This window comes from Pseudoalteromonas ardens, from assembly GCF_030125445.1.
Taxonomy (GTDB): Bacteria; Pseudomonadota; Gammaproteobacteria; order Enterobacterales; family Alteromonadaceae; genus Pseudoalteromonas; species Pseudoalteromonas ardens.
The window spans coordinates 108,382-132,837 of record NZ_JASJUV010000006.1; the positions used below are offsets into that span (position 1 = coordinate 108,382).

Genomic DNA, 24,456 nt, shown 5'->3' on the forward strand with positions numbered 1-24,456 from the left:
ACAGCCGCTTCGTATGCTCATAATCAAGTAACACGTTGATCAAATGTGCTCTGCCGCACCTAAGTACGCGACAGAGCTTTGCTTTATTCAGCGGAGGCTGAAACGGTGTTACCCGCAATCTGCATGCCACTCAATCGCACCAGCAACTCACTCAGTACCGTATCCTTGCCGCGCCGATAATCATCCCAGCTCGGTTCAATATGGATATCGGGATACACAGCATCACTTTGCTGTGCAATAAACGGATAGTAGCGCTTAGATAAGGTGAAACGACGACCAGAATTAGGCATTAAAAACTGACTATTTTCCGCAAAATGATTTGGGTCGCCTCCGGTTGGGGTACCAACTACCTGAGCGTTCAAAATTTGCCTGAACTGGGCCGTATTCGACATTGCGGCAGAAAATGTCACACCATCCGTCAGCACATAAACGCCCCGCATCCAGTCAATCTGGTCCAGAGGCAGCAAACAGGCAGACAGTGCCAGACCCGAGTAAAAATTCCCGCCACTGTTGCCCCTGAAATCAATGATCAGATACCGTGAGCCAGCCGACTCAAGTGTTGATTGCAGTGCATCACAACGCGACATTACCTGCTCAGGAGTCGGGTAAGACGCAAAGTCAAAATACGCCGCTTTTTGATTCTCTAACAGACTCAATGTGATCCCTGGCATCCCGATATCTTGCACAGTTAACTTAGGTTCCACACGTGAATAAGCGGAACTCAGCTTGCCAAACTCCCGCATACTGACCGGAGAAATCTGTAAGATTTTTTCGTTCGTACCAGCGATAAAGTGAAAAGAGGTCGGTAAACCCTGTTTAACTATGCCAAGACCCAGCAGCAGCTTATGTAAAGACAGGTAGTATTCAAAGCTGCTTTGCTCACTGAACTGATTGTCCACACCTGGAAGCACAGGTGCCAGTTGTGTGTAAAGCTCAGCAACACTCAGGCCGTTGATTGAATGAAGCTGAGTACCGATTAACTCGCGATACTCAGAAGTCGCATCTACCACTTTCAAAGTATCGCCAAAAAACTTAAAGCGAAACGGAAAGTGTTGATGCGGTCCCGACATCATCAAATAATTACTATGGCCGTCCCCTATCGCTCGGCTTATTGCCATTAACCGGGTTTCAACCTGGGCTTCGTTCAATTCGGGCAGTTCCGTTTTAAGCGTTTCGATACTGCGCTTAAAGTCTCCCTCCGTGAGCGTGTGAAATGGATGAATGTGCCGGACTTTTACCTGATGTGCATAAAAATCAATGTCAGTGATCCAGGCCTGTTGCTCTGCCTCATTAAGCGGAGTCGCAGCAACATGCGTCACGCAGCAACCCAGCAATAGTGCTTTAACCCAGTCATTCATCGGTTAATCCCCTTAGTGTATTGCGACGGAGATACGCCAAACTGTCTGATAAAAGCGCGTCTGAAACTGTCATAGTTATTAAACCCCAGCTTACCGGCCACATGCCGCAGACTGATGTTTTCTTCTGATAACAGATCACGGGCATGGTTGAGCTTAAGCACTTTAAAATAATGGCTCGGAGTGCAGTTAAGGTGCTGCTTAAACAAACGGGTAAGCTGTCGCTCGCTGAGATGACAAAACTCCGCCATCCTTGCAACAGAAACGGATTGGTTAAGCTGCGTAGTCAACCACTCCATTAGCGGAGAGAGCTTCAAACTGTCACCCGATTGCAATGCCAGCGCATCTGAATACTGGTGCTGATTCCCAGAGCGCTGCAAATACACCACCAGATCTTTGGCAACTTGCGCTGCAACACTGTTACCATGATCCTCACGAACAATGGCAAGTGCTAAATCAACCCCAGACAGCACACCAGCTGACGACCAGATGTGTTTATCCTGTATGTAAAGTGGATCTGGTGAAATGGTACAGTGGCCATGCTGCCGGGCCAGGCTATCACAATGCCGCCAGTGCGTGGTTAACGTTAAGGCCTTTTGTGGAAAAAGCCGGGCGAGCACGAATGCGCCGGTGCATATACTGAACACGCGCTGAGCTCTGCCCGCCAATTCAGACAGTCTCTCAATCTGCCTGGCACTGAGCGACAACGTGCGCATGCCATTGCCCCCACAAATGATCAAGTCATCTACTGCAAACTCGTCTCCCAAACCAAAATCAGCCTGAACTTGCTGACCATAAACCGTTGTTACAGGTCCAGCCTCTAAACTCAATAACTTACATTCATACGCATGAGACACATGGGAATTGGTCTCCATAAACGCATCTAAAGGCCCAAATAAATCCAGTGCCTGAAATCCATCAGCGATAAAATATACTTGTTTTCTTGTCATGCTTTACTCCTTGGCACACATCATAACCCGCCCTAATACGTCGCTTAATGCATTTTAACGACAAAAAAAGACATTCTGAATGGTGAGGTCGCAAGATAAGACCCAATGTGGCTTTGTCAGACAGCCGCGATCACAGCGAAAGAGATTTTGGAGTTCACTGAAGAAATTCGTACTTGTTCAACAACGTTTGATAAGCAGCGCTACGTTTAAACTGCACCATTTTAAGATTAAAGGCCTCTTTAAGATCTGGGTCCCGAAAAGCAATTCGATACGGCGATGCAGGAAACAGATGATGAACCGATACATTGGGCATCTGATCCTGACCCACAACAGCTTTGCTGAGGTGATTGAAAATATTGACATCCATAACCACCACATCCACTTTCCCCTGCAACAGTAACTCTACCTGTTTTTGCTGATCGGGCAGCTCAATGTACAAAGGACTGCTGGCGGTCGCCAGTCGATACTCCATGCCCAGTACCAAAGAAGCATTCTGAAAGCCAATCACAGCGTAATTTTCTAAAGCGCTGATACTGGGTATTATTAACTTCCGGCTTTTTAAACTGATGGCAGTATTGTGGTAGGTGATATAAGGCTCAGACAATACCGCACCGGCCAGATCCATGCGCCGGTTCATGGTCAGTGCCGCGTCTACTTTGTGTGTTTTCAACAGTGAATCTGAGCGGCCAAAGGGAACATACACAAACCGAAGATCATGACCCAACAAGGCAAAAATGGCCTTTACCATATCCAGTTCGAAGCCAGTATCACCCTGCTCAACCACATACGGGGGCTTAGTCCAGCCTACGGAAACATCTAATACGTCAGCTACGGCAAGTTTGCCGAACGACAGCGCGGATATCAAAATGCTAAAAATAATAAGCGACTGCGATGAGTTCATTGCACCTACCAGTTTCCTTCTATACCTATTATTTTAGAGGGGTTTGCACACCCTGCAATACCTTGTCGCGAGAAGGTTTTTAATTAGGGCAAAGGCGCAGAGATGACGCGGCTTGTGAGAAAAGAAATGATGTAAAAACTCAATACAGGGCCGACTACGCAGCCCTGAAAGTCAATACGGCGCCAGTTTAGATATTGTTAAACAAGCTGGTCGCCCACGCTTTTTCCCATGAACCATCCTGGAACAGGATAATAGCAGTGGCTGCGTGTACCGTGTTTGCAGAAGTTTGTACCGTACATGATGTGCTGCTAGACACACCACAGCTGGCAGCAGCGCCATCCCAAACGACATTACTTACTGCTTTGTCCGATACAATTTTATAGGTTGTGCTGGCGGTTTGCGAACCAAACTCAACCGTATAACAGGTGTAACCACCGTACTCACGGTTATACTGCGCTTCACCAATTTCGCAATCCATAGAGGCAGCCATCGCCTGAGCACCAACGAATGTCGAAGCAACTAAAAGTCCTGCTTTAATTAATTTGTTCATTTTAAAACCTTATCCTTAAATTATTAGTATAATCCCATGTTGGGGACGCCGAGATAGTGACCCATATTCACCCGACCCTCCTTTATTCTGACATAACGCCGTCGTTCATAGAGGAGATTTCAAGTACCTTTTATAGGCACAACCCAGCGCACACACAATACGATATTTTTTGACTATACATCTGTTAAATAAATGATAATTGAAGTGACAAAATGTTTCGATTGAACAAGGGTCACTGTAGTTTGAATGAGTAGAGCTGTCTTTCGGGCCAGCGCCTGGTGAGATAACTGAGGACGGTTAAATGGTGGATTCAAGGCTGACCAGAGAAACCCTGTCAGCCTTATCCGAGCTTAAATAAGATGCTTAATTCCTTCACTTCTGTCGCAGCTTACACCTCACTGGTTGGTGTACCTTTAGACAACACAGCTTTTAATTGCTGTGCCAGAGCCCGGCGCTTTTCTATATCAAGGGTGTGGTTGTCTGAACTAAGTTGCTCAGCGGCTTCAAGTACCAAAGGCTCCAGCTCAGCCATTTTATCGCTAAGTGCTTTGAGTTTTAGCTGTGTTTCTGACCAGTGCCCGGCCTGAATTTTAACGATATCTCCCGACATGCTCACTCCCAAATTATGTGCTGATGACACTCGTATTCATTCCCTCTGCCCATGCTGACATTAACACAGGTACTCTTAACTCTGGCAGATTCAGACAAATATACCAAGGCGATTGACAATAAAAAAGCGGCAACCCGGAGGTTGCCGCTTCGTGCCCCACAGCTTTGTTCTGGTATCATGCATACCAGAAGTCAAAGACACTGTACTATTTTCTGTTCTTCACTTTGCCTGTCTGAGGGTGCAGGCACAGGCCACCAACGCTGCTGGTAAAAACGACTTATCTCGCCGGACGGTTGCCACTGAAATACGTACAGCCACTCGTTATCGATCAACTGCTGAACCACTTCATGACGAGATGCAATGTCTTTAATTGCCGATTTAGGCGCTGCCAGATAGACGGACAATCGCTGAACCTGATGCATCCAGTCGTGTCCGTTATGTAACGACTGCATCGCAAGGCCTGTCCTGAGATCTCCGCCATTCCCCTCAAAAACACCGATATTACCGCCAACCGCATTATGTAATACCTTATTGCCACTACCAAAATGCAGATTATCTGTGGTAGAAGCGTTGTACTGCATGTTGATCCAATGGGTCACCAGCATAGGTGCGGTCATGATGGTTTCGAGCACCTTAAAATCAGTATCATGCTGCCATTGATAGTCGTGTAAGAAGCTGCGCCCCTGCAGATCTACTCCCCGGGTCCAGTCACGGGGGGCAACAATAAATGCTGCATTATTGGCCAGCCCCCACTCCGGGCGAGTCTGAGACCAATCCAGACTACGGGCTATCAAAGCCTGATCCAGTGCTTCCCGATCAAAGTCAGCCAGCTGTGCATCCAGCTTTGCCGCGCGCTCTTTTTGTGCCACAGCCGTTGCCCGCAACAGCCAGGACTCTATCTGAGCATCGGGTTTTTCGCCATAACAGCGAATGTGATCTGTGGTGGTGTTGTGCAGCGCTGCAACAAACCGGGTCTGCTCAGGGATCTCCACCCCAAGTTCAGATAATGCAGCCCGTACCGCCTTATCATTCAGCAACCAAGCCAGTACTTTGACGTTGACTTCACCACTTTGACCACCGCATGCGCCACACCCAAGTCCGGCTTCTTGCAAGTTGTTGGTCGACTGACTACCATGACCAACTAACAGCACGGTTGGTGCGAAGTGTTCAAACCCCATCGCATGCAATACACCAGCGGCCAGCCCGGCCTTTTGCTGCGCGCTTAACTCCTCGCCATTTTGCTTCAACGACCAGCTCTGACTGTTTGATAACTTATCAACCGGATGCCCTTGCTCAGAGGCAAAAAACGCTTTTTTCAGTAATTTAAATGTATCTATCCACCCCGCCGACTCCACCATAGAAAATGACGCGGTGGCCGATTTCGAAAATGCCTGCCAACGGGCACCGGCGTTTAGCGCGGCGGCACCATGCTTGTCGGTTTGCGCATGAGAGGCCACCAGACTGGGCATTAATAAGCCCGGGCACTGAGGACGGCTCACATCAGCCAGTTGTGGCTGATATGAAATTGGCAGGCCAAAAAAGCCCGCAAACCCCATAGTCTGTATGGCATCGCTTTGCGCTTCCAATGCCCGACGATAGATTTCCGAGCGTACATCAATACAGAATGCGACCTGGCACTGGATGGCTTGAGCCGATAAATTGGCCGGGCGGCTCAACACGCCGTGTAGCTGCTGCTGGTAACTCAGCTCAGCCGCCCTGGCCCAGATCCACAGCGGTTTTTGCTGTGTTTGATGTTGCGCAGGCAAATCCGTCAGCCGAGCAATAGATTGCTTCCATGCATGCGCCAAAGTCGCAAAAAAACCAGGAAATTGTGCCTTTTGATAACGCCACAACACCAGCTCCCAGGCCATCCGAATTGCCAGCAGCGCCAGGGTCTGATCCTGTGGCGCATTGCTGAGTTCACCTTGCCAACGTAAGTAAGCAACCCAGGCTCCCCATCCACTGATATCCAGCAACATGGCATGGGCATACAATTCAATCTGCTCGTCTTCTATGCCAAAGGTGTCCAGCGCCTGGGCTATCAGCGTCTGCGGGTCATCTGGTAGCTGCGCAAAATAACGGTGCAGGTCAGGCTCATCCAGCACAATGCTGAGTCCCCTATCACGCTGACTCACCGCCAGCCAATGGGCGTAAAGATCAGGCTGCGTGTGGCTGTGCAGCATCGGCTGTGTCTGCTGAAAGTGTGCAGCACAAAACTGACTGATCTGATGTATGATTTCATCACGCCAGGCCATTTTATGACGTGCTCTGTGTTCGTCCAGCAGGGCTGACAACGGCTGCCACGGCGCCTGCTCCGGTGTCCGCTCAAGTGTCTGGACCAGCTCACCCAGACTGAGCCCAAGTCCGGACTCCGCCAGTGCCGTTTGCAGAGCCTGCTCAGTGATCAGGCCACGGCGATACCAATCCAGATAGTCACTGGCTGGCATCAGCATCGAAATACCGCCCAGCGCACTGAGCCTGGCACTGACTTGCTCAATTGGCTCATTCCGCATAGGCCAGTATGGACTGACCGCGATCATCTGGTCCAGCGGCCAGCTGGGTGCAAGCTTCTGACAAGCGGTTTGAATCGCGCTAAGTTGTGGTTGGGTGAGTGTGCGAATATCTCTTGCCATCTTAAGACTCCTGAATTAATCCATACGGGCGCTTGGCCGCGCGCTGCACTTTAACGGGTGCAGGTAACTTCACAGGCCAGATTTTTAATGTCAGACGGGTCCACCATTCATCCAGATATAAACCAGCAAACAGCACTACTGATAACCTTTGCACCCGAGGGTGCGCAGTCTTGTAGGTCAATAACCAGTTCAATACAAACAAGCTGACAAACAACATCATCACCACACTATCGGCTGCACTCAGAGGAGTTTCATGCAGAGATACTTCAGCAAACACAGTATGAGCAAGCAGCGTTTTCATAGCAGCATAGCTGGCCAACAGCACGACACAGACTGCCAGCACACCTGCCCAGGGTAAGCTATGATGCGCACTGCTGCGCTGTGCTAGGAGCAACGTAAATGACATTGCCAACAAGGCCCACATACTCAGCGCTTTGCCCTGCCCCACGAACCAATACGTCATGGCAACCAGACTCATACTCAGCAATGCCGCACCCAGCCAGCGTGCCCGAGACGGCGTAACAGGGACCGCAAGACGTGCTTGCAGGTTATCCCGAACTGCGTGCCCGGAATTAAGAAAAGCATGCGCTTTGTACACTGAATGAGCTAATAAATGTAGCAATGCCAATTCATATAACCCCAGCGCACATTCAACCAACATCAAACCCATTTGTGCACTGGTCGACCAGGCAAGCCGCACTTTAACGCTTACCCGGGTTGTCATGATCAGCGCCGCCAGCACCGTTGTCAGACCGCCTGTCAGTAACAGCAACCACTGAGCGGCTGCAACCTGCATCACCACAGGCGCAAACACTATCATTAAAAAACCACCCAGATTGATAACACCCGCATGTAATAAAGCACTGACTGGCGTAGGCGCTTCTACCACCTGCATTAACCAGCCGTGCACCGGCAGTTGCGCACATTTCATCAGTGCGACTATTACCAGCATGACTGCGGCAATCTGGGTGTAAATACTGACTTCAGGGTTGGGAGCCTGATAATGTGCCAGAATCTCGGTCAGCAAAAAGGTACCGTGCGCCTGATACAAACACAGCACAGCAATCAGCAACGCCAGCTCAGCCAGACGGGCCAGAATGAACTTTTTATGTGCCCCAAGTGCAGCTCGGGGGCGTTCGGGATAGAAAAGTAATAACTGGTGTAGCGCCAGGCTAATCACAGTCCAGCCCAACAGAAGCAGGAGCAAATGATTGCTCATCACCACCAAAGAGACAGCCGCAAGCGTGCCCAGTAACCAGCGCCAGTATACGCCCAGACGCGGCTCACCGGCCATATAATTGAGAGAAAAGCGCATCAGAATAATGGCCATAAACACCACCAGGGCAGACATGATCAGGCCCAGAGGCGTCACATACACCCACTGCGTAAACGTACTTTCAGGGAGAAAAAGGGTCTCAACACCCTGCCCGGCAATGGCCGTGATCAATAAAACCAGTAACCAACCAGACAATACATTGACAAACGGCCTGCTGATGCGACTAGCACGGCCGCAATACCAGGCACTGAGCGCAAAACTGAGCGTGATGGCGAGCATCATCATTAACGATATTGACATAATTATCCCACTCCATTCAGAACAGGCACAGTATGTCAGACGTTGAAAGATATAAAAAATATATATATTCTAATCAAACTATATATTTTATATAACATCAATATGAGCCGGCTAAACTATCATCACCTCTATTATTTCTGGCGTGTTGCCAAAGCAGGCAGCCTGACACAGGTCGCTCAGGATGTGCACATTTCGCAATCCGCCCTGTCAATTCAGATCAAACGGCTTGAGCATACGATGGGTGTCTCATTATTTGAAAAACAAGGACGCAAACTAATCCTGACCGATGCCGGCAAGCAGGTGTTGGTTTATGCTGACGATATCTTTTATAAAGGCGAAGAGCTCGAATCCTTTTTACTCAAAGGTGTGGCCACCGAGCGCCAGCATCTGTCGATTGGCGTGCAAACCACCCTGTCGCGAAATTTCATTGAAAGCTTTATCAGCCCTTTGCTGTGTGACCCGCATATCAGCTTTACCCTCACCACCCGCGACATGGATACCCTGTTAAAAGGATTAAGCAACCATGAACTGGACTTGGTGCTGACCAACCGTCTCGCCAGCCAGAATGAAACCCGCTGGCATACGCAACTGGTGTCGCGCCAGCAGGTTGCCATTGTCGGCCCTAAAGGCGCCGGCATTAAAAGTGACTTTCCACAAGGCTATGACAAAGTGCGCTGGGTACTGCCCGGACCAACCACAGAGATCCGCTCAGCCTTCAATGCCTTATGCGCCGCTCATCAGTACACACCAGATATTCAGGCCGAAGTAGATGATATGGCGATGCTGCGCCTGCTGGCCAGAGACAGTGGCGCGCTTGCAGTGTTGCCCCCCGTAGTAGTGAAAGATGAAATAGCCCAGGGTGTGCTGGAGCAGTATCACAGTCAGCTGCCCATTTTTGAGCACTTTTACGCCATTACGACATCCCGTAAATTTGTCCCACAAGCCCTACTAGACTTGCTTAAGCAACCCTTAGCGTAAAACTCTAAGGTGTTGCTTTGTGGACAAAAAACAGACAACATAAGGATATGAATTAAATCATAAGGAAACATGGTGACGACCTTCAACTGTAAGATCCGCGCGGATCGCCCCTACGAGTTTTCAAGCAAGCTAAGCAAACAATTTGAAAGTGACCGAAACCGCATTATTACGTCGGCTGCAATCCGCCGGTTACAGCAAAAAACCCAGGTTTTTCCGCTAGAGCGGAATGCTGCGGTACGCTCCAGACTGACGCATTCTTTAGAAGTACAGCAGGCCGGGCGCTATATCTGTCAGCTGATCTGTGAACAGCTCGACGAGCAAACCAGTGTCGGCGAATATGAACGTATGCTGGAGTCCATTGTCGAGATGGCCTGCCTGATGCACGACATAGGTAACCCACCCTTTGGGCACTTTGGCGAGGCAGCGCTGAGTGACTGGCTGGGGCTGCATATTGCCAGTATTTACAAAAAACTCAGTGGTAAGGCGATGAGCCCCGACGTACTCAGGGATCTGACGCATTTTGAAGGCAACGCGCAAGGGATCCGCCTGGTGCACACATTGCTAAATCTGAACCTGACTTATTCGCAGGCCTCAGGGATCATGAAATATACCCGTTGCGGCGCTGATACCCCGCCTGAAGAGAGTGACACGCTTAGTTATCTTAAAAAGAAAGTCGGCTTTTACCTCAGTGAGCAGGAGTACATTGGCAAACTCAGGCGTGCACTGGATATTGCACCGGGTTGCCGCTCTCCTTTTTCGTACATCATGGAAGCCGCGGACGACATCTCTTATGGCATGGCCGATCTGGAAGACGCCGTTGAAAAAAACATACTGAGTTACCAGCAACTCAAAACCGCCCTGCAGGACACCTATCGGGCACTCAGTGCAAGTTTGCCCCCTTCAGAACAAACACTGATGGCCGACATCATTAAAAAAGCCACAGAAAGAACAGAAAAAATTGCAGGCAACCACAGCCAGTTCTTTGTTTTCTTGCGGGTTCAGATTAACCAAAAACTACCACAGCATGCTGCCCGGCAATTTATCGATAATTTTGAATCCGTGATGCGTGGCCAGTTTAACCAGGCCCTGATCGAAGATGGCAGTGACTCTCACCTGCTTATCAAAACCTTTAAAGAGGTCGCCAGAGAGCTGGCCTTTGCCCACCCTGAGGTCGAAGGGCGAGAATTACAGGGGTATCGGGTTATCAGTGGGCTGCTGAGCGTTTATGAACCACTGCTGCAGCTGGGTAAAAATCAATTTGCCACACTCATGGACATCGAAATACCGGCAACGACTTATGTTTCCAGGATCCCGATATACTCCGCCAGACTCTTCAAAAAGTTACCCGAGAAGCACAAGCAGGCCTATCGGAGCGCACTCAACAGTGACACAATGAACGCCATTATGCCTGACCCTCAGGAACAGGAGTTTTACCTCAGAGTCCGGTTAATCATTGACTATATCAGCGGTATGACTGATCAATTTGCCTTTGATGAGTATCGTGCGTTTCAGGTTATTGACGAAATATAATCAACGACCTGATGTTCTGCGGGTTTTTCTGAGGTACTGTGAGCAACTTTGTTCACCGTACCTCAAGCGATAAATTTAAAATTTGTACAAATAGTACTAGACAGGCCCGGTTAGTCTCTGTAGAGTAAAGGCCGCTAGAAAGAAAGTCGATATTTACATCCTACAATTCGTTGTATTACACTTCGTAACGCAACCTGCAGTATTTAAGTTTCACCTCTACTTTTGATGCATTCACACCTATCGAAGGTTAATTTTTATTTATATTACAGGTTAATACTATGTCTAACACAGTTACTGGTACAGTTAAGTGGTTCAACGAGTCTAAAGGTTTTGGTTTCATTTCTCAGGAAAATGGCCCTGACGTATTCGCTCACTTCAGCGCTATCCAAGGCGACGGCTTCAAAACTTTGGTTGAAGGCCAGAGCGTAGAATTCACAGTGTCTCAGGGTCAAAAAGGTCCTCAGGCTGACAAAATCGTAGTTCTTTAATTACTACGCATTTTGCAAGAAAAGCGAGCTAATGCTCGCTTTTTTCGTTTCTGTTCCTACACTCCGACCCCAATGCATGAAAAATATGCATCTTCATAAATTTGTCACACACACCTGAGCTGCTAGCCTTAAGAGAACCACTCAAGGAGAGTCACCATGAAAGCACGGATTGCGCTGTTAAGCGTAGCACTGGGTTTGTGCAGCCCCACTTTTGCACACATACTGAACACCCCCACCTTTGCCAGTCAGTTTTACTATGACGGCCTGATCATGACGCCAGACGGCAAAGGCTACTTTGGCCAGCAGTGGCTTGAAAATGCCACGGAGGTTACCCTCTTCCCTAAAAATGGCAATACCGCCATGTGGACGCTGACATTAACAAGTGCTCTGGGCCAGCCGATTGTGGGCGAGCCAGTCGAAATCAGCGCAGCGCCGCTTACACTGACTGTGCCACAGTGGCGTGAACCCGCTGACATGGCTGCGCGATTTAGCAGCAGCGTGCGGGCTAAAGTACTAACCCGCATTGAGCAGGGTCTGTTTCGTCTGAAAGCACCGTTTGAGATATCAAGCCCGGTCACGGATGCGCGCGGACAAATCAGCGTCTCGATAAACAATTTTCACAGTTGCGGTAACGACAGCATACCGGGCTCAGATCAGTTTGTTGCCCGGGCAGGCACGCAACAACTCACCCTAACCGTAAAATGTGCCGTAACCGGCCTGGTTGCTATCCCGGACACGCCCTCGCAGGGGCTCACTACTGCTGGATTAGTTGGTCGCCATTTACACCCGGATTTATTGTCGGCACTGCAAAGCCTCGGACGTGCCTGGCACGCAAAACCCGATAAACCCGCAGGCATGCCAGATCACTTAACCATTACCGGTGCAACCATGCGCTGGGGCGGCATAAATCCTCCCCACTTTACTCATAAGTTTGGCGGCACTGTCGACATTCGCCCGATTGGCACACAAGCAGGTCCCATTAGCGTTGGTGATCAGGCGTATGATCGTCAGGCTACACAAAGCCTGGTTGATGCACTGGTACAACTTGGCGCAACCCAAATTATCTTTGCCGATAACCTGACTGGGGTGACTCAGGTCAAAGTCAATCACAAAAACCACTTGCATGTGAGCTTTCTGAGTGAACCTCTGGAGCCCTGGCACAGCGAAGCTTCAGACACAGATGATGAAGGCCTGCACTGGCATCATTACGAAGACATCTACGATATTCGGTATTTTATTCCGAAGGTAAAGCAGCTCAGTCCTAAAGCCTTCCAGTTTGAGCTTGGACAATAAAAAACTATACACTGACGGACTGCGAAGCCTGTAGTTCGTCCTTGATGGGACACTCGTAGTGAAGCGGTAACCCTACTATTTATTTGAGTACTGTGAAGTACACCGCTTCAAGTAGGTAAGGTCAGCTCAGCAGAGTGACGGACAAAACATCTGCTGAAAAGCCCCGCTTTATACTTAAGCTAATTGCTAATTGTTGATTGTTGATTCTACTCAAATACCTTGCCAAACAAACGCGCATCAAACAATTCGCCGTCTTTATAAATTGCTTTGCGGCGCATGCCTTCAAATTCAAACCCCGCTTTTTCCAATACCCGGGCTGAGCGAGTATTTTGCTCGAAAACAACCGCTTCCAGCCGGACCATCTCTGTGGTGGCAGCTACCTCGGCTATTAACAAGTCAAGTGCCCGGCCAGTAATGCCCTGCCCCCAGTATTCTTCAGCCAGCCAGTAGCCGACTTCTGCGCTGCGGCAATACTCGAAAGTACCTGGCCGCGCACCGATACACCCAATCAGCACCCCGTCCAAAATAATGGCACGCGTTATCCCTTCTCTGCTCCCCGTATTGATCCACCACTGTGCATCAGCCGCAGTGTACGGAAACGGCACTTTAGGCGACAGATACCGGACCGTAACAGGATTGTTTAAATAGCGAACCAGGCTTTGTTCATCTGAAGGTTTAAAGAATCTGAGCGATAACATGCACGTCCCTTAGCGAATTGGATAAATGTTGGAAACAATCATCCTACTGTGCGTCACCTAATTCGACAACACCCTTTTTCACAAATAATTCATGTTACCTGCTAGAACATACGGGCGATTACCGCCCGTATGATTTGAGGGAGGTTAAAGCGGTTTTAGCTGTCGGATCCTGACTACCGACAACACAGAGATGGCCAGTACGAATAAGGCACTGATCAGCAATTTCCACAGGCCACTGGCCGCTTCCATCGCCTGCGCTTTAAACAGTGGAAAATCTTCCACATCCTGACGTGTCACTGGCTTATCAAAAAACATAAAGTCATAGAAGAAATGACGCATGGCGCGATGGTAATCAGCGACCTGTTGCTGGTATTTCAACTGATAACCGCTACTGGTATGAGCCAGTTCATTCAACGAAAGTTGAAAGAATAAAGCCGGAGACAACACACTCAGTGTTTGCAACCGAGCCTGGCGAGCCTGATTGTTCTGTATATGCGCTTCAACAAGAGTCTGCACCGCCAGATCGCTCATATGCTGCTGCGCATAATACCATTTCCAGTCGAATGCCTCGCCCAGAGGCGCGGTATTCTGCCATGGTGTTTCATACGTCAAAAATTCGTCCAGCGTGGCTTGCTTGTCCTTATCCCAGCCATCATTGAGTGTCATGCGCTGTTGCAGTGTGATCTCAAGCGGCGCATCGCTTTGGTACTGACCAGACAAATACAAGTGCACAGCCCCGGGGATCAGCAGCGCCAGTACCACCCAGCTACTCAGATAAGCCAGACTATTCACCACACTGTTTTTACCAAAACTCATAATTAAAGTTGCCAGTGCAAACCAGAACACCATATACAAACTGGTCGCCCCCAGCACTATCCAGAACAGGCCATCAAACGGCAAAGACAATATCAGTGCAGCGCTGAGTAGCAAGGTAACCACCAGCAACCAGATAACCACAAAGCGCAGCGCAATCTGCTTGGCAAGTAGCCCAAATGCGCTGTTAGGCAGCGCGTTAAGCAATCGCCAGCGGCCTGCATGTTGCTCGTCTGAGATCAAAGTTACTGTCAGTATGCCTATTACCAGAGGCAGAAAATAAACCAGCACAAAACCCAGATCCAGGCCACCTGCCCGTTGCTGAGCCGGATTGACAATCTCACGATTGAAAATCTGGCTTTGCAATGCTGTTGCGCGAATTTTCGTGGCCACCATAGACGACGGAGTCTCGCCCACAAACAAAGCGGCCCAGGGGCTCAACTTCCACTCAGTCGGGGAACTGGCATAGTACGCCAGAGATCCCGGAGCGGGCAGCGTTTCACGGCTATTGACATGCTCCCGCTCTTTTTGAAACACCACCATAGATTTATACTGGTCGATGCGTACCGACTTGTAACCAAGCGCGCCCTGGTAGATGGCAAACACCCCCGAGATGATAAATAACACCAAAACCAGCTTGTTAATGGTGCCAGCAAACAAACGCTTACATTCGAGTTTAAACAGCAGCATAGATCCTCCTCTGCATCCCGTTTGAGTTCAGGAAAATAAACAGGGCAATAACCGCCAGCAGCGGCAAAGCCCAGGCCAGAGAAAACGCGCTCAATGACCAGCTCAGCTTCGGCAAGGTGTAATGAAACGCATCAAACTCCTGCCAATAGGATTTATCAACCCGCTGTGCTCTGTCATCGTGATGGTGGATCTCATGAGTGTGTAACTGATTCAATTTTTGAATACGAGCGTATCGGTGCGCTTCAGCTTGCTGCTCAAAATCCAAAAAGTGTCGGGTATCTGTCCGGGTTAATGCCATTGAAAAATCGCGCACAAACAAATAGGGATTGATCCAGTAGAACTGACTGACAAACTGGCGCTGCGCGTCAAATTGTGCGACTTGCTGCTGATAATGCTTCTTGTAAATCTCGGCATTGAGCTTTTCACCTTCCTGCATCACCAACCCTTTATAGTTAACCGGCAATTCCTCGACTGAAGATACGCCATATTTTTTCAGGGTTTCTTCGCGAAATTTACTGAAGTAGGGATCGTCCGGATTATGACTGTCTCCGACTTTACGGTTATCCAGCTTAATGGCCAGCTCAAAGTCATTGCGTTTTTGATGTGGATACTGATGATGGGCAAATTCCGCCAGCATACGTGGCATCAGAATGGTCAGAATAAACCAGATTGACGTCAGCAATACAAGCGCTTGTTTCGGGGCTTTCACCAGGCTTGAAATTAAGAGTGTTACCGCGATCCAGAACAGACAATATAGCAGGTAAGCCCCAAATAACAGCAACAACCTGAGTGGTGCTTCTGCCGAAAACTGTGCGCCGGTACCTGCTGCAAGACCCAGTGCCAGTACAAACACTGGCAAGATAAACATAACAGATACAAACAGATAGCTAAGGCTTTTGCCAGTGATTAACTCACGGAACGACACGCCCATAGACATAAGCTGCCTGAGCGTGCCACTTTTTTGCTCTCCACTGACGCTGGCAAACCCCAACGCAATGATCAGCAGTGGCCAGATGATCAGCAAAATATTGGCACTACTGAGCTCAGAAAACCGTAATAAGGTGCCGCCATCCTGATCGTTGGCAAAATTGGCGCTATTTTGTTTATGCGCCTCCAAAAAGATACTGTCACCCACCCAGGCATTCACACCCAGGTCAAAAAAGCTGAGCGCACTGGGAGGACGGAACGCAAAGTGACCAAAATGTGCCACCCGATGAGGATGCCTGTCTGGTTGTGCATTCCACTGTTGCTCAACAATTTCCTGCGCTTTGGTCTGGGTATGTACACTGTGTTGATACTGCTGCCAGCCAGTAAACAACGCAACCGCCAGTAATAACTGGATCATAAAGAAGAGCAGCCACAGGCTGGGGCTTTTGCGTTTACTGGCCAATTCATGGCGACAGATCTGCATTATTTTATTATTCATAGATAAGACAATTCCTGTTTAAACATCGACGTTTCAGCATTAGCTAGCTGCACGTATCGCCGTTTTCCCTGAAATAAGTTCGTGGTAAGTAGTTTCCAGGCTACTCAGCGGCAGCTTGTTGTTATCCAGCAGGGTCAGTAGTTTGCCTTTATCCATAATGCCGATTTTGTCGGCCAATGTATGCGCGCAGTAAAAATCGTGCGTCACCATCAAAATAGCAGCGCCCTTTTTTGCCAGTCGCTCGATAATGCGGATAAATTCCAGTGTCGCACTGGGATCCAGTCCGGATGTCGGCTCATCCAGCAGTAACACTTTGGCCTGGCGCATAATCGCAAAGGCGATACCAACCTTTTGTCGCATGCCTTTTGAGTAGTTTTTCAATGACTGTTTACGGGCATTTTGTTCCAGACCGGTTTCGTCGAGCGCCGCATGGATCTGGGCCTCACTCACGGAAAGTCCCGACAGGCTCGCCAGATACTTCAGGTTATCAATGGCATTGAATTCCTGATACAAATTAACCTGCTCGGGCAAGTACACCAGCTTATCTTTACAACTGGGGCCCTGGTGCACATCCACTGAATCGATCAATGCCTGACCACTGTCGGGCTGTAAAAAATTTAGAAAGATATTCAGCGTGGTGCTTTTCCCCGCGCCATTGGCACCCAGCAGACACATTATCTCGCCCTGCTCGACTTTAAAGCTCAGCTCGCTGATCACCTGTTTATCCGCAAATGATTTGGTTAACTGTATGGCTTCTAACACAAATAGTACTCCCTGATACAATAAAAACCGCGCACGCCGTGTTGTCTAGATAAAGACCACAACACTAAGCATGGGCGGTTTGGTAAGACGTAATCAACGTCACGTTTAGTTATAACATAACACCAATTAACTAAATAGGAACAGTTTTTATTTCCCTGAGGTATTAACCTATGGGCACCAAAAAGCTCGCAGTCCCAGTAAAAGCGCCGCCTTCAACGTGGATCTGACCATTCTTGTAATACACAAGATTATCCGACAAGCGCTTTTTACAGTGCTTAGGGAAGAAGCCTTCAAAGCGAACTTCTTCGGTTGTATTGATAGTGCGCTTGAACTTAATGTCCAGATCTCTGAGGTAAACTTCCCCTACTTTTTCGGTCAGCTGGTTGTCCCAACAGCCGTAAATAATGCCAAGCTGAGAGATCCAGATCATGGCACTTTGCGCACTGAAATGAAAACGGCCATCTCCGGGCATTTGAAAATGCTCAACATTAATGCGACCGTCAATATAACCGGGCTCTAAAGAGACAGAACTAAAAGACATACGCTCCTCACGCCAGCCATTTTCGAGATAGTCTGACATATAGGCTCGTTGCTGCGCTTGAGTAAGTTGAATCATGGTTAATCCTTACTTTGATGTGGTTGGACTGGTTGTTTGCATTTGGGCATGGGCATCGCGTGTTGACATAAACAGAGTGTTGCATATGGCAGTCCCTAAGCCGATAACGATCAGGCAATACCAAGCCAGGTCGCCACTTAAGCTGGCATAATCAAATGCCACTCCGACCACAGCGCTGCCTGCTATCAACCCGACTCCGGCAAACAAATAGAAAAATCCGTAGTGTGTGGCCACCGACTTATCCTTTGCCAGTACAGAAATCTGGCTCATGATAAAAGGAAAACTCACCATAGTGCCAAGCGTAAACAGGACGGCAAGCAGGCTCATTGGCAGGTAATACAATGCACCGCCCTGATAAGGCCAGACCGGGATCAAGGTAGCAAAAGACAGCCCCATCAGCGCTATACCTATGCTGATCCACTGATCAGGAGAAAGATAACGCTCGCACAGCCGCGTGACCGGAAATTGAAAACATATAGAAATAAGTGCACATAAAGTCAGCACCCAGGCGACATCTCCCGGGGCACCTGACTGATTGACGATATGTAGCGGGATGGCAAATGAGATCTGATTAATCAGCATAAAATAGCCCGACATGATCAGCGAAAAGGTGATGAATGTGCGGTTGCTCAGTACACCTGCAATCATGGCCGATACGCCACCTTCTTTTGAGGTTTCCTTTACCGACGCATTGCTCGTTTTAGCCTGTTTTCCCGGCAAAAGTGCCGTAAACAGTAACGCAAACAGTGCAAAAGGTAGCGCTGAGACCACACATAACACATCAAAACTGACGCTCAGAAGCAACAAGCCACACACCGGGCCCAGTAACTCACCGCCATTTCTGGCCACGCCCACCAGCGCAAACATTTGCGCACGACTCAGCTCGGTTTGTTTAGAAAAGTAAGACTGGGCAGCAGGCGTAAACAAGGCACCAGCAAAGCCGGTCAGAAAAGCCGCTAAAAACAGCACCTCTGTGATCTGAGAGAACAAAAACAGGCAAAACCCGAGTGCCCGAAGCAAACACCCAATCACTATCAGCTTCTTCACGCCAAACAAGTCAGCCAGCAAACCCCCAACCAGAAACAATCCTTGCTGGCAAAAAGAGCGCACACCCAAAACCAGTCCAACCAGGGTGGCGCTCAGCAGCAAGTCTTGTTTGAGGTAACCCGCTAAAAACGGGATCAGCATATAAAAACCAAGATTAAACACAAAAGCCGCGATGAGCATCCAGCGATATTCCGCGCTGAGCCTCAGATAAGAGGTAACAATCGACATAACAACTAAACCGGCTTGTGAGCAATCAATATTGAATGAAAGTTATCGGCATAGGTCTGGATCTTCAGTTTCAGCTGAAATGGTGCCAGCCCGGCCTCATCCACACTTGGATATAACAGGGTGCGCAGATTAAAGGCAGTGCGAACCACCAGTTGCGCGCCTGGGCGCATTTGCTCATATAAGTGCGCAATAATTTTATCTTTGAGCTGCGCATCTCCGACCAGGGCGGCAAGCCAGATCACATCATACTGGGCCAGATCGGCCTGGTCACAGATATCATTGTGGATAAAGTCCATCTGATTATCAGCTGATAACGCGCCACAAACCTGCTTACCAAGCAACAGGTCATCCTGTTGAATGTCGAGGTTATCAACCTGTAACCCGGCGTTATGCAGCGCCATGGAAGTCAGTGGTAATGCACCGGAGCCGACCATCAGGACCCGTTTTACCGGCTCAGCCGAAAGCGAATTAATGGCATTAATTTCCAGTCCCGTGGCACGCTGATAGTGTTTGAAATACGGATACTCTTCACGCAATACCTGCTCAGGCGCATCGCTGTTAACAAGACGCTCCGCCCAGTGCCGCTCGTACATACTGGAAGCCAGGCTAAACAAGTGTTGGATCTGAGGTTTAATGGCTTTAATTTTGGCCTCTGCCAAAACCTGCTCGGCAAACTCACTGCCGTGCTCATTTGATAGCAAACCCAGAAACCGGTCGAAGACCGCCATGGTTTGAGCGTTGATGGTGAGCGTCTCCATGCTATGAATTTGTTCATAAACGTCCACAATTTGCGAGGCGTGGATCCCTACGTGATTCGCGATAGTCATAAGTAAGTCACTACTGTACCGTTCCGATTTTATGTTATAACATAACCCACCGGTTATTTATGTGTAAACCACTTTATTCAATAATTTTTAATTAAGTGAGTCACTTATAATTTTTACGAAACAAATAATTTACGATGAAAGTTAAGTGACAAGCAGGGAAATTTCCATGGACACAAATAAAAATAAGTCTTTTTATCATCTAGTTAAGCATCGTTCAGTTGTCCTGCTCCTGGTCCTGCTTATGGGCAGTTCAGCCTGTGTTGCTTTAGTTACGCTCGCTAAAACCCCCAAAGAGGATCAGGTTCAGCAAGCCGTGCTGCCACAGGTATCGAGTACAGCCTTGATACCCGCAGATCACCAGACCACGTTAAACTTGTCAGGGGTCTTAAAACCAGCCGAGCAAACAGACGTTGCTTTTGAACTCCCCGGCAAAATTGCCTGGCTCAATGCCAGGTTCATTGAAGGCGGGATCGTAAAAAAAGGGGACGTGCTGGCCAGACTTGACCCCTTCGATTATCAAACTCAGTTACTCAACAAGCAGGCAGAGCTTGCACTGGCGCAGGCTCGCTTGTCTGAGCAAATTGCATTGGCTGATGTAGCAAAGAAAGAATGGGCTGCCAGTGCACATGTCACCGATCTTGCACTCAGAAAACCTCAGGTTGCCAGCGCCCAAGCACACCTAAAAGCAGCAGAAGCTGAGCTCGCACAAGCCCAAAAGAACCTGGCACGCACCCACTACTACGCCCCTTACGATGCATTGGTTGCAAAACGCGATACCGGCCTTGGTCAGGTTATTCAGGCAGGTCAGCCACTCGGCCAGCTGGTCAACCTGAGCTATGGTGAATTGCATGTGCCCGTCGCCCAGTTTGATCAGCCATTTTTACCGCCCCTGCCAGCAGCAGATGTCAGGATAGCAGCTGGAAACAACCAGCGCACCGGCACACTCACACGCCATACCGGCCTGCTCAGCGATACCACCCGTATGGCCTATTATGTGATCAGAATAGACGACCCTTATGCACTGCACAGTACTTTGCCTGCCGTACACTTTGGGCAGTTTTTACAGGCTGAAATAGCCGGTATCACACTTAAAAACGTCCTAAAAGTGCCTCAGGAATGGGTTAAAAACGACACACTTTGGTTACTGAGCCCAGAGCAAAGACTAGTGCAGTATTCCGCTAAGGTGCTGCGCAGAGAACACAGTAGTGTACTACTCAGTGCCCCGCCCCACTCAGATTATCAACTGGTCACTCAATTACCTGACTATCCGCAAACGGGTATGCAAGTACGTGCCCCAACCACACATACCCAGCTGGCTGTTAAAGGAGACAAACAATGAGCCAGCCAAGTAAACTGATCGGCTATTTTGTCCATCATCCGGTCGCCGCGAACCTGCTGATGCTGTTTATCGTTTGTATGGGCTTGCTGAGCTATCAGGGGATCCAGCGACAAACCTTTCCAGTCTCCGACAACAATAAAATTGTTGTCACTGCCACCGAGCTGGGCGCATCGGTCAAAGAAGTAGAAGAAAATATACTGCTTAAGATTGAGCAAGCGCTCAAGCCTCAAGTTGGTATTAAACGTCTCACCAGCCAGGCAACCCCGTCGCGTGGGCGAGTTGAAATAGAACTGGAACACGATCAGGTTTTAGCCCATCGCCTTGACGAAATCAAAATGAAGCTGGATGCCATTGCCACCTTTCCAGCAGATATGGAGCCACTGCAAATCGTTGAACGTGCGCAACGTCAGCGCGCGCTGAGCGTTGTGCTATCCGGCCCGGACAACCCACTCGAGCTGAGAAAGCTCGGAAATGAACTCAAAGAAGAGTTACTGCAACTGGACGGGATTGCGCACGTCGACCTCTCGGCCATTCCCGATTATGAAGTCGCAATTGAGCTGTCACCACTTCGATTACGAGAATACAATCTCAGCCTGTCGGACGTAGTGCGTGCAATTCAGACACAGGCCGATAATGTGTCAGCTGGTGAAATAAAAACCGCGCGGGGTAACATCTACCTCAGACTGGCACAGCGGGGCTATCAGGGCTCTGCCCTGGCCAGCACACCCATTATCACCGGCCCTTTAGGTGAAACTGTACAACTACGCGATATCGCAACCATCAAAGATGGATTCCGTGAAACCCTGGATGCCGGGCGCTTTAATGGTGAGCAGGCCGTGTACATCATGGTCCTAGCGGCCAAAGAACAGTCGCTCACCGATGTGGTTGCTCAGGTTAAAGCCTATGTCGACTACAAACGTCAGGCGCTGCCTGAACACATCAATATCTATGAGTTTGTTGATGTGACCTTCTACTTGCAGGGTCGCCTCAATATGATGCTGGAAAACCTCGCTCAGGGTGCCATTCTGGTGTTTATCGTGCTGGCCGTATTTCTGCGTACCCGACTTGCTATCTGGGTGATGCTGGGCCTGCCGGTTTCCATGCTGGGTGCTTTTTGGCTGATGCCGCTATTCGGGATCACCATGAATCTGGTGTCCTTATTTGCCTTTATCATGGTGCTGGGTATTGTTGTGGACGACGCCATAGTGATAGGCGAAAGCGTCTGCGAGGAAGTTGAAACAAATGGCCACTCTCCACAGCAGGTGATCAGAGGAGCACAAAAAGTGGCGATGCCGGCCACCTTCGGCGTTCTGACCACCATCGCCGTCTTTATGCCCTTTATGTTCAGCAGCGGTCCTAACTCAGGACAGTTCATAGCCATCGCTGGTGTGTGTATTTTATGTCTGTTTTTCAGCTTAATTGAATCCAAGCTCATCTTGCCTGCACATCTGGCTGCAACCCGCTTACCGCCCAAGCCAGCTGATCACTGGCGCAACCGCTTTAACAGCAAGCTTCAACAACTGCTAAACAATCATTATGCCCCGTTACTCAAGCACTGTATTCACTATCGCTATGCGGTCATCGTTGGATTTATGTGTTTGCTGGTTCTGGCAATTTGTCTCATCATCAGTGGCTTATTGCGCTTTACGCCCGTTCCAAAAGTACCTCATGATTATCCGTCAATCAATATTCAGATGGATCACAGTGTGTCCGAAGCACACACCCTGGCCGCCGTTGAGCAAATAGAAACCCTGATTAATCGTGTTGAGCAAGATATCCGAACCCAGACCGGTAAGCCAATGATGGATGTAATGTATACCCGCATCGATCACCTGACGGAAGCCGAAGTAGTCGTTCCTCTGGTGCCAGAAGCTGAGCGCCCGTTTGATACCTTTGAACTGGCCAGACGTTGGCGGGAACAATTACCAGAGATACCGGGTGTAAAAAAGCTGACCATAGAATCCGATGTGATCGACATTGCCGAGAAAACGGATCTGGAGTACCGCCTGTTTGCCAGCGATGCCGAAACCCTTTATCAGGCCAGCCGGGCAATGATCGACAAACTGAATAGGATCAGCGGTGTTCACAGCGTCTACTCCTCACTTGATAGTGCGCAGACTGAATATCAGATCCAACTTAAGCCACTGGCGCACCAGCTAAATTTGAGCGCAAAAGACGTTACCCGACAAGTGGGGGCGCGATTCTATGGTCTTGAAGTGCAACGCGTCATGCGTGAAGGTCAGGAAGTCGTATTCAAGGTGCGAGGTGCACAGGTCGACCGTCAGCAATTGAGCGCCCTCGACCATACGCTGATCACTTTGCCAAATGGCGAGCAGGTGTTCTTTGGCGATGTGGCGCGTACCGTTGAAGTACCTGGCTTTTCGAGCATCAGTCGTGAGCAGGGCTATCAGGTCGCTACCATCAGTGCCAATGTGGACGAGCAATACACAAGTATCGCTCACGTAACCGAACACATAGAGTCACAGCTGCTGAGCGAGCTGACTCAGGCTCACCCGGGACTGACTACTCAGCCCGGCGTCACACTGCAAGCACAGCGACAGGAACAAAGTCAGGTACTGGTATTTGGTCTGGTTGGGTTACTGGTCGTCTATTGTTTGCTCGCACTGCCGCTGCAAAGCTACCTGCAACCTGTCCTGGTGATGTCTGTGATCCCCTTTTCCGTGGTCGGCGCACTGTGGGGACATTACCTGCTTGGCTATAGCCTCAGCATGATGTCAGTCTTTGGTATTATTGCGGCGGCTGGGGTGGTGATCAATGACTCCCTGGTCATGACAGATGTGATCAACCGCCACAGATCAGCAGGCCTGGATATTAAAATCTCGGTTATCCGCGCGGGTATTGGTCGATTCCGGGCCATCTTGCTCACCTCACTGACCACCTTTTTAGGACTGGTGCCGATTATGTTTGAGTCGAGCCTGCAGGCACAGTTTGTTATCCCAACGGCCATATCACTGAGCTTCTCAGTGTTGTTTGCAACCGCGGTTACACTGATTATGGTGCCTTGTATGTATGTGATGCTCGAAGATATTAAAGAGATGTCTGGCTCCCTGCTGAGACCAATCAGGCGTCTGTTGGCCTAGCATCGAAAAGCCCGGCAACCAGTGCCGGGCTTTTTTCTATTCAGG

20 protein-coding genes are annotated in these 24,456 nt (G+C 49.2%); 6 read left to right on the forward strand and 14 right to left on the reverse strand.

What is annotated here, in order from left to right; translation table 11 throughout:
• Positions 1–83: 83 nt before the first annotated feature.
• The 7 genes from QNM19_RS17720 to QNM19_RS17750 all read right to left on the reverse strand — a co-directional run bounded on the left by QNM19_RS17720 (position 84) and on the right by QNM19_RS17750 (position 8,575).
• Positions 84–1,358 (reverse strand): S41 family peptidase, encoded by a 1,275-nt coding sequence (locus QNM19_RS17720; protein ID WP_284027024.1) that lies wholly within the window; start codon positions 1,356–1,358, stop codon positions 84–86.
• A complete protein-coding gene (locus tag QNM19_RS17725; RefSeq protein ID WP_049865951.1) occupies positions 1,355–2,305 on the reverse strand; it encodes a GlxA family transcriptional regulator in 951 nt (316 codons plus the stop codon). The genes QNM19_RS17720 and QNM19_RS17725 overlap by 4 nt, the downstream gene beginning before the upstream one ends.
• Positions 2,306–2,459: 154 nt before the next feature.
• Complete coding sequence (locus QNM19_RS17730; protein WP_049865952.1) at positions 2,460–3,206, reverse strand: substrate-binding periplasmic protein; 747 nt, start codon at positions 3,204–3,206, stop codon at positions 2,460–2,462.
• 187 nt (positions 3,207–3,393) lie between these two features.
• Entirely contained in the window at positions 3,394–3,756 is a 363-nt protein-coding gene (locus tag QNM19_RS17735) for a hypothetical protein (RefSeq protein WP_049865953.1), read from the reverse strand.
• 388 nt (positions 3,757–4,144) lie between these two features.
• The gene (locus QNM19_RS17740) at positions 4,145–4,366 is read right to left on the reverse strand and encodes a hypothetical protein (protein ID WP_049865954.1); all 222 of its coding nucleotides are present in this window, start codon (positions 4,364–4,366) and stop codon (positions 4,145–4,147) included.
• A 191-nt stretch (positions 4,367–4,557) separates the two neighbouring features.
• Positions 4,558–6,999, reverse strand: a complete 2,442-nt coding sequence (locus tag QNM19_RS17745) for a YbcC family protein (protein ID WP_284027025.1) — start codon at positions 6,997–6,999, stop codon at positions 4,558–4,560.
• A gap of 1 nt (position 7,000) precedes the next feature.
• Positions 7,001–8,575 carry an NADH-quinone oxidoreductase subunit L gene (locus tag QNM19_RS17750; RefSeq protein WP_049865955.1) on the reverse strand — a complete coding sequence of 525 codons (1,575 nt, stop codon included), beginning with the start codon at positions 8,573–8,575 and terminating at the stop codon, positions 7,001–7,003.
• Positions 8,576–8,677: 102 nt separating this feature from the next.
• On the opposite strand from QNM19_RS17750, the gene QNM19_RS17755 reads away from it, so the two are divergent.
• The 4 genes from QNM19_RS17755 (at position 8,678) to QNM19_RS17770 (ending at position 12,864) form a co-directional block, all read left to right on the forward strand.
• The gene (locus tag QNM19_RS17755) at positions 8,678–9,553 is read left to right on the forward strand and encodes a LysR family transcriptional regulator (RefSeq protein ID WP_049865960.1); all 876 of its coding nucleotides are present in this window, start codon (positions 8,678–8,680) and stop codon (positions 9,551–9,553) included.
• A gap of 69 nt (positions 9,554–9,622) precedes the next feature.
• Positions 9,623–11,083: a dGTPase gene (dgt, locus tag QNM19_RS17760; RefSeq protein ID WP_049865956.1), complete on the forward strand. Its 1,461-nt coding sequence runs from the start codon at positions 9,623–9,625 to the stop codon at positions 11,081–11,083.
• Positions 11,084–11,361: 278 nt separating this feature from the next.
• Entirely contained in the window at positions 11,362–11,571 is a 210-nt protein-coding gene (locus QNM19_RS17765) for a cold-shock protein (RefSeq protein WP_010385841.1), read from the forward strand.
• 156 nt (positions 11,572–11,727) lie between these two features.
• Positions 11,728–12,864: a hypothetical protein gene (locus QNM19_RS17770; protein ID WP_049865957.1), complete on the forward strand. Its 1,137-nt coding sequence runs from the start codon at positions 11,728–11,730 to the stop codon at positions 12,862–12,864.
• 206 nt (positions 12,865–13,070) lie between these two features.
• Here the strand turns inward: QNM19_RS17770 and QNM19_RS17775 are convergent, their stop codons facing one another.
• The 7 genes from QNM19_RS17775 to QNM19_RS17805 all read right to left on the reverse strand — a co-directional run bounded on the left by QNM19_RS17775 (position 13,071) and on the right by QNM19_RS17805 (position 19,971).
• Positions 13,071–13,562: a GNAT family N-acetyltransferase gene (locus QNM19_RS17775; protein ID WP_049865958.1), complete on the reverse strand. Its 492-nt coding sequence runs from the start codon at positions 13,560–13,562 to the stop codon at positions 13,071–13,073.
• A gap of 144 nt (positions 13,563–13,706) precedes the next feature.
• Entirely contained in the window at positions 13,707–15,065 is a 1,359-nt protein-coding gene (locus tag QNM19_RS17780) for a DUF3526 domain-containing protein (protein WP_049865959.1), read from the reverse strand.
• Entirely contained in the window at positions 15,052–16,491 is a 1,440-nt protein-coding gene (locus QNM19_RS17785) for an ABC transporter permease (protein ID WP_284027026.1), read from the reverse strand. The genes QNM19_RS17780 and QNM19_RS17785 overlap by 14 nt, the downstream gene beginning before the upstream one ends.
• A gap of 39 nt (positions 16,492–16,530) precedes the next feature.
• Positions 16,531–17,253: an ABC transporter ATP-binding protein gene (locus QNM19_RS17790; protein ID WP_010385832.1), complete on the reverse strand. Its 723-nt coding sequence runs from the start codon at positions 17,251–17,253 to the stop codon at positions 16,531–16,533.
• A gap of 163 nt (positions 17,254–17,416) precedes the next feature.
• Complete coding sequence (locus QNM19_RS17795; RefSeq protein ID WP_010385831.1) at positions 17,417–17,869, reverse strand: hypothetical protein; 453 nt, start codon at positions 17,867–17,869, stop codon at positions 17,417–17,419.
• A 9-nt stretch (positions 17,870–17,878) separates the two neighbouring features.
• Complete coding sequence (locus QNM19_RS17800) at positions 17,879–19,144, reverse strand: MFS transporter (RefSeq protein WP_284027027.1); 1,266 nt, start codon at positions 19,142–19,144, stop codon at positions 17,879–17,881.
• Positions 19,145–19,149: 5 nt separating this feature from the next.
• A complete protein-coding gene (locus QNM19_RS17805) occupies positions 19,150–19,971 on the reverse strand; it encodes a nicotianamine synthase family protein (RefSeq protein ID WP_049865483.1) in 822 nt (273 codons plus the stop codon).
• A 166-nt stretch (positions 19,972–20,137) separates the two neighbouring features.
• Between QNM19_RS17805 and QNM19_RS17810 the strand changes: the two genes are divergently transcribed.
• On the forward strand, positions 20,138–21,310 hold the full coding sequence (locus QNM19_RS17810; protein WP_284027028.1) for an efflux RND transporter periplasmic adaptor subunit: 1,173 nt from the start codon (positions 20,138–20,140) through the stop codon (positions 21,308–21,310).
• Positions 21,307–24,411, forward strand: coding sequence for an efflux RND transporter permease subunit (locus QNM19_RS17815; RefSeq protein ID WP_284027029.1), 3,105 nt, complete (start codon positions 21,307–21,309; stop codon positions 24,409–24,411). Before QNM19_RS17810 ends, QNM19_RS17815 begins: the two co-directional genes overlap by 4 nt.
• Positions 24,412–24,456: the final 45 nt, after the last annotated feature.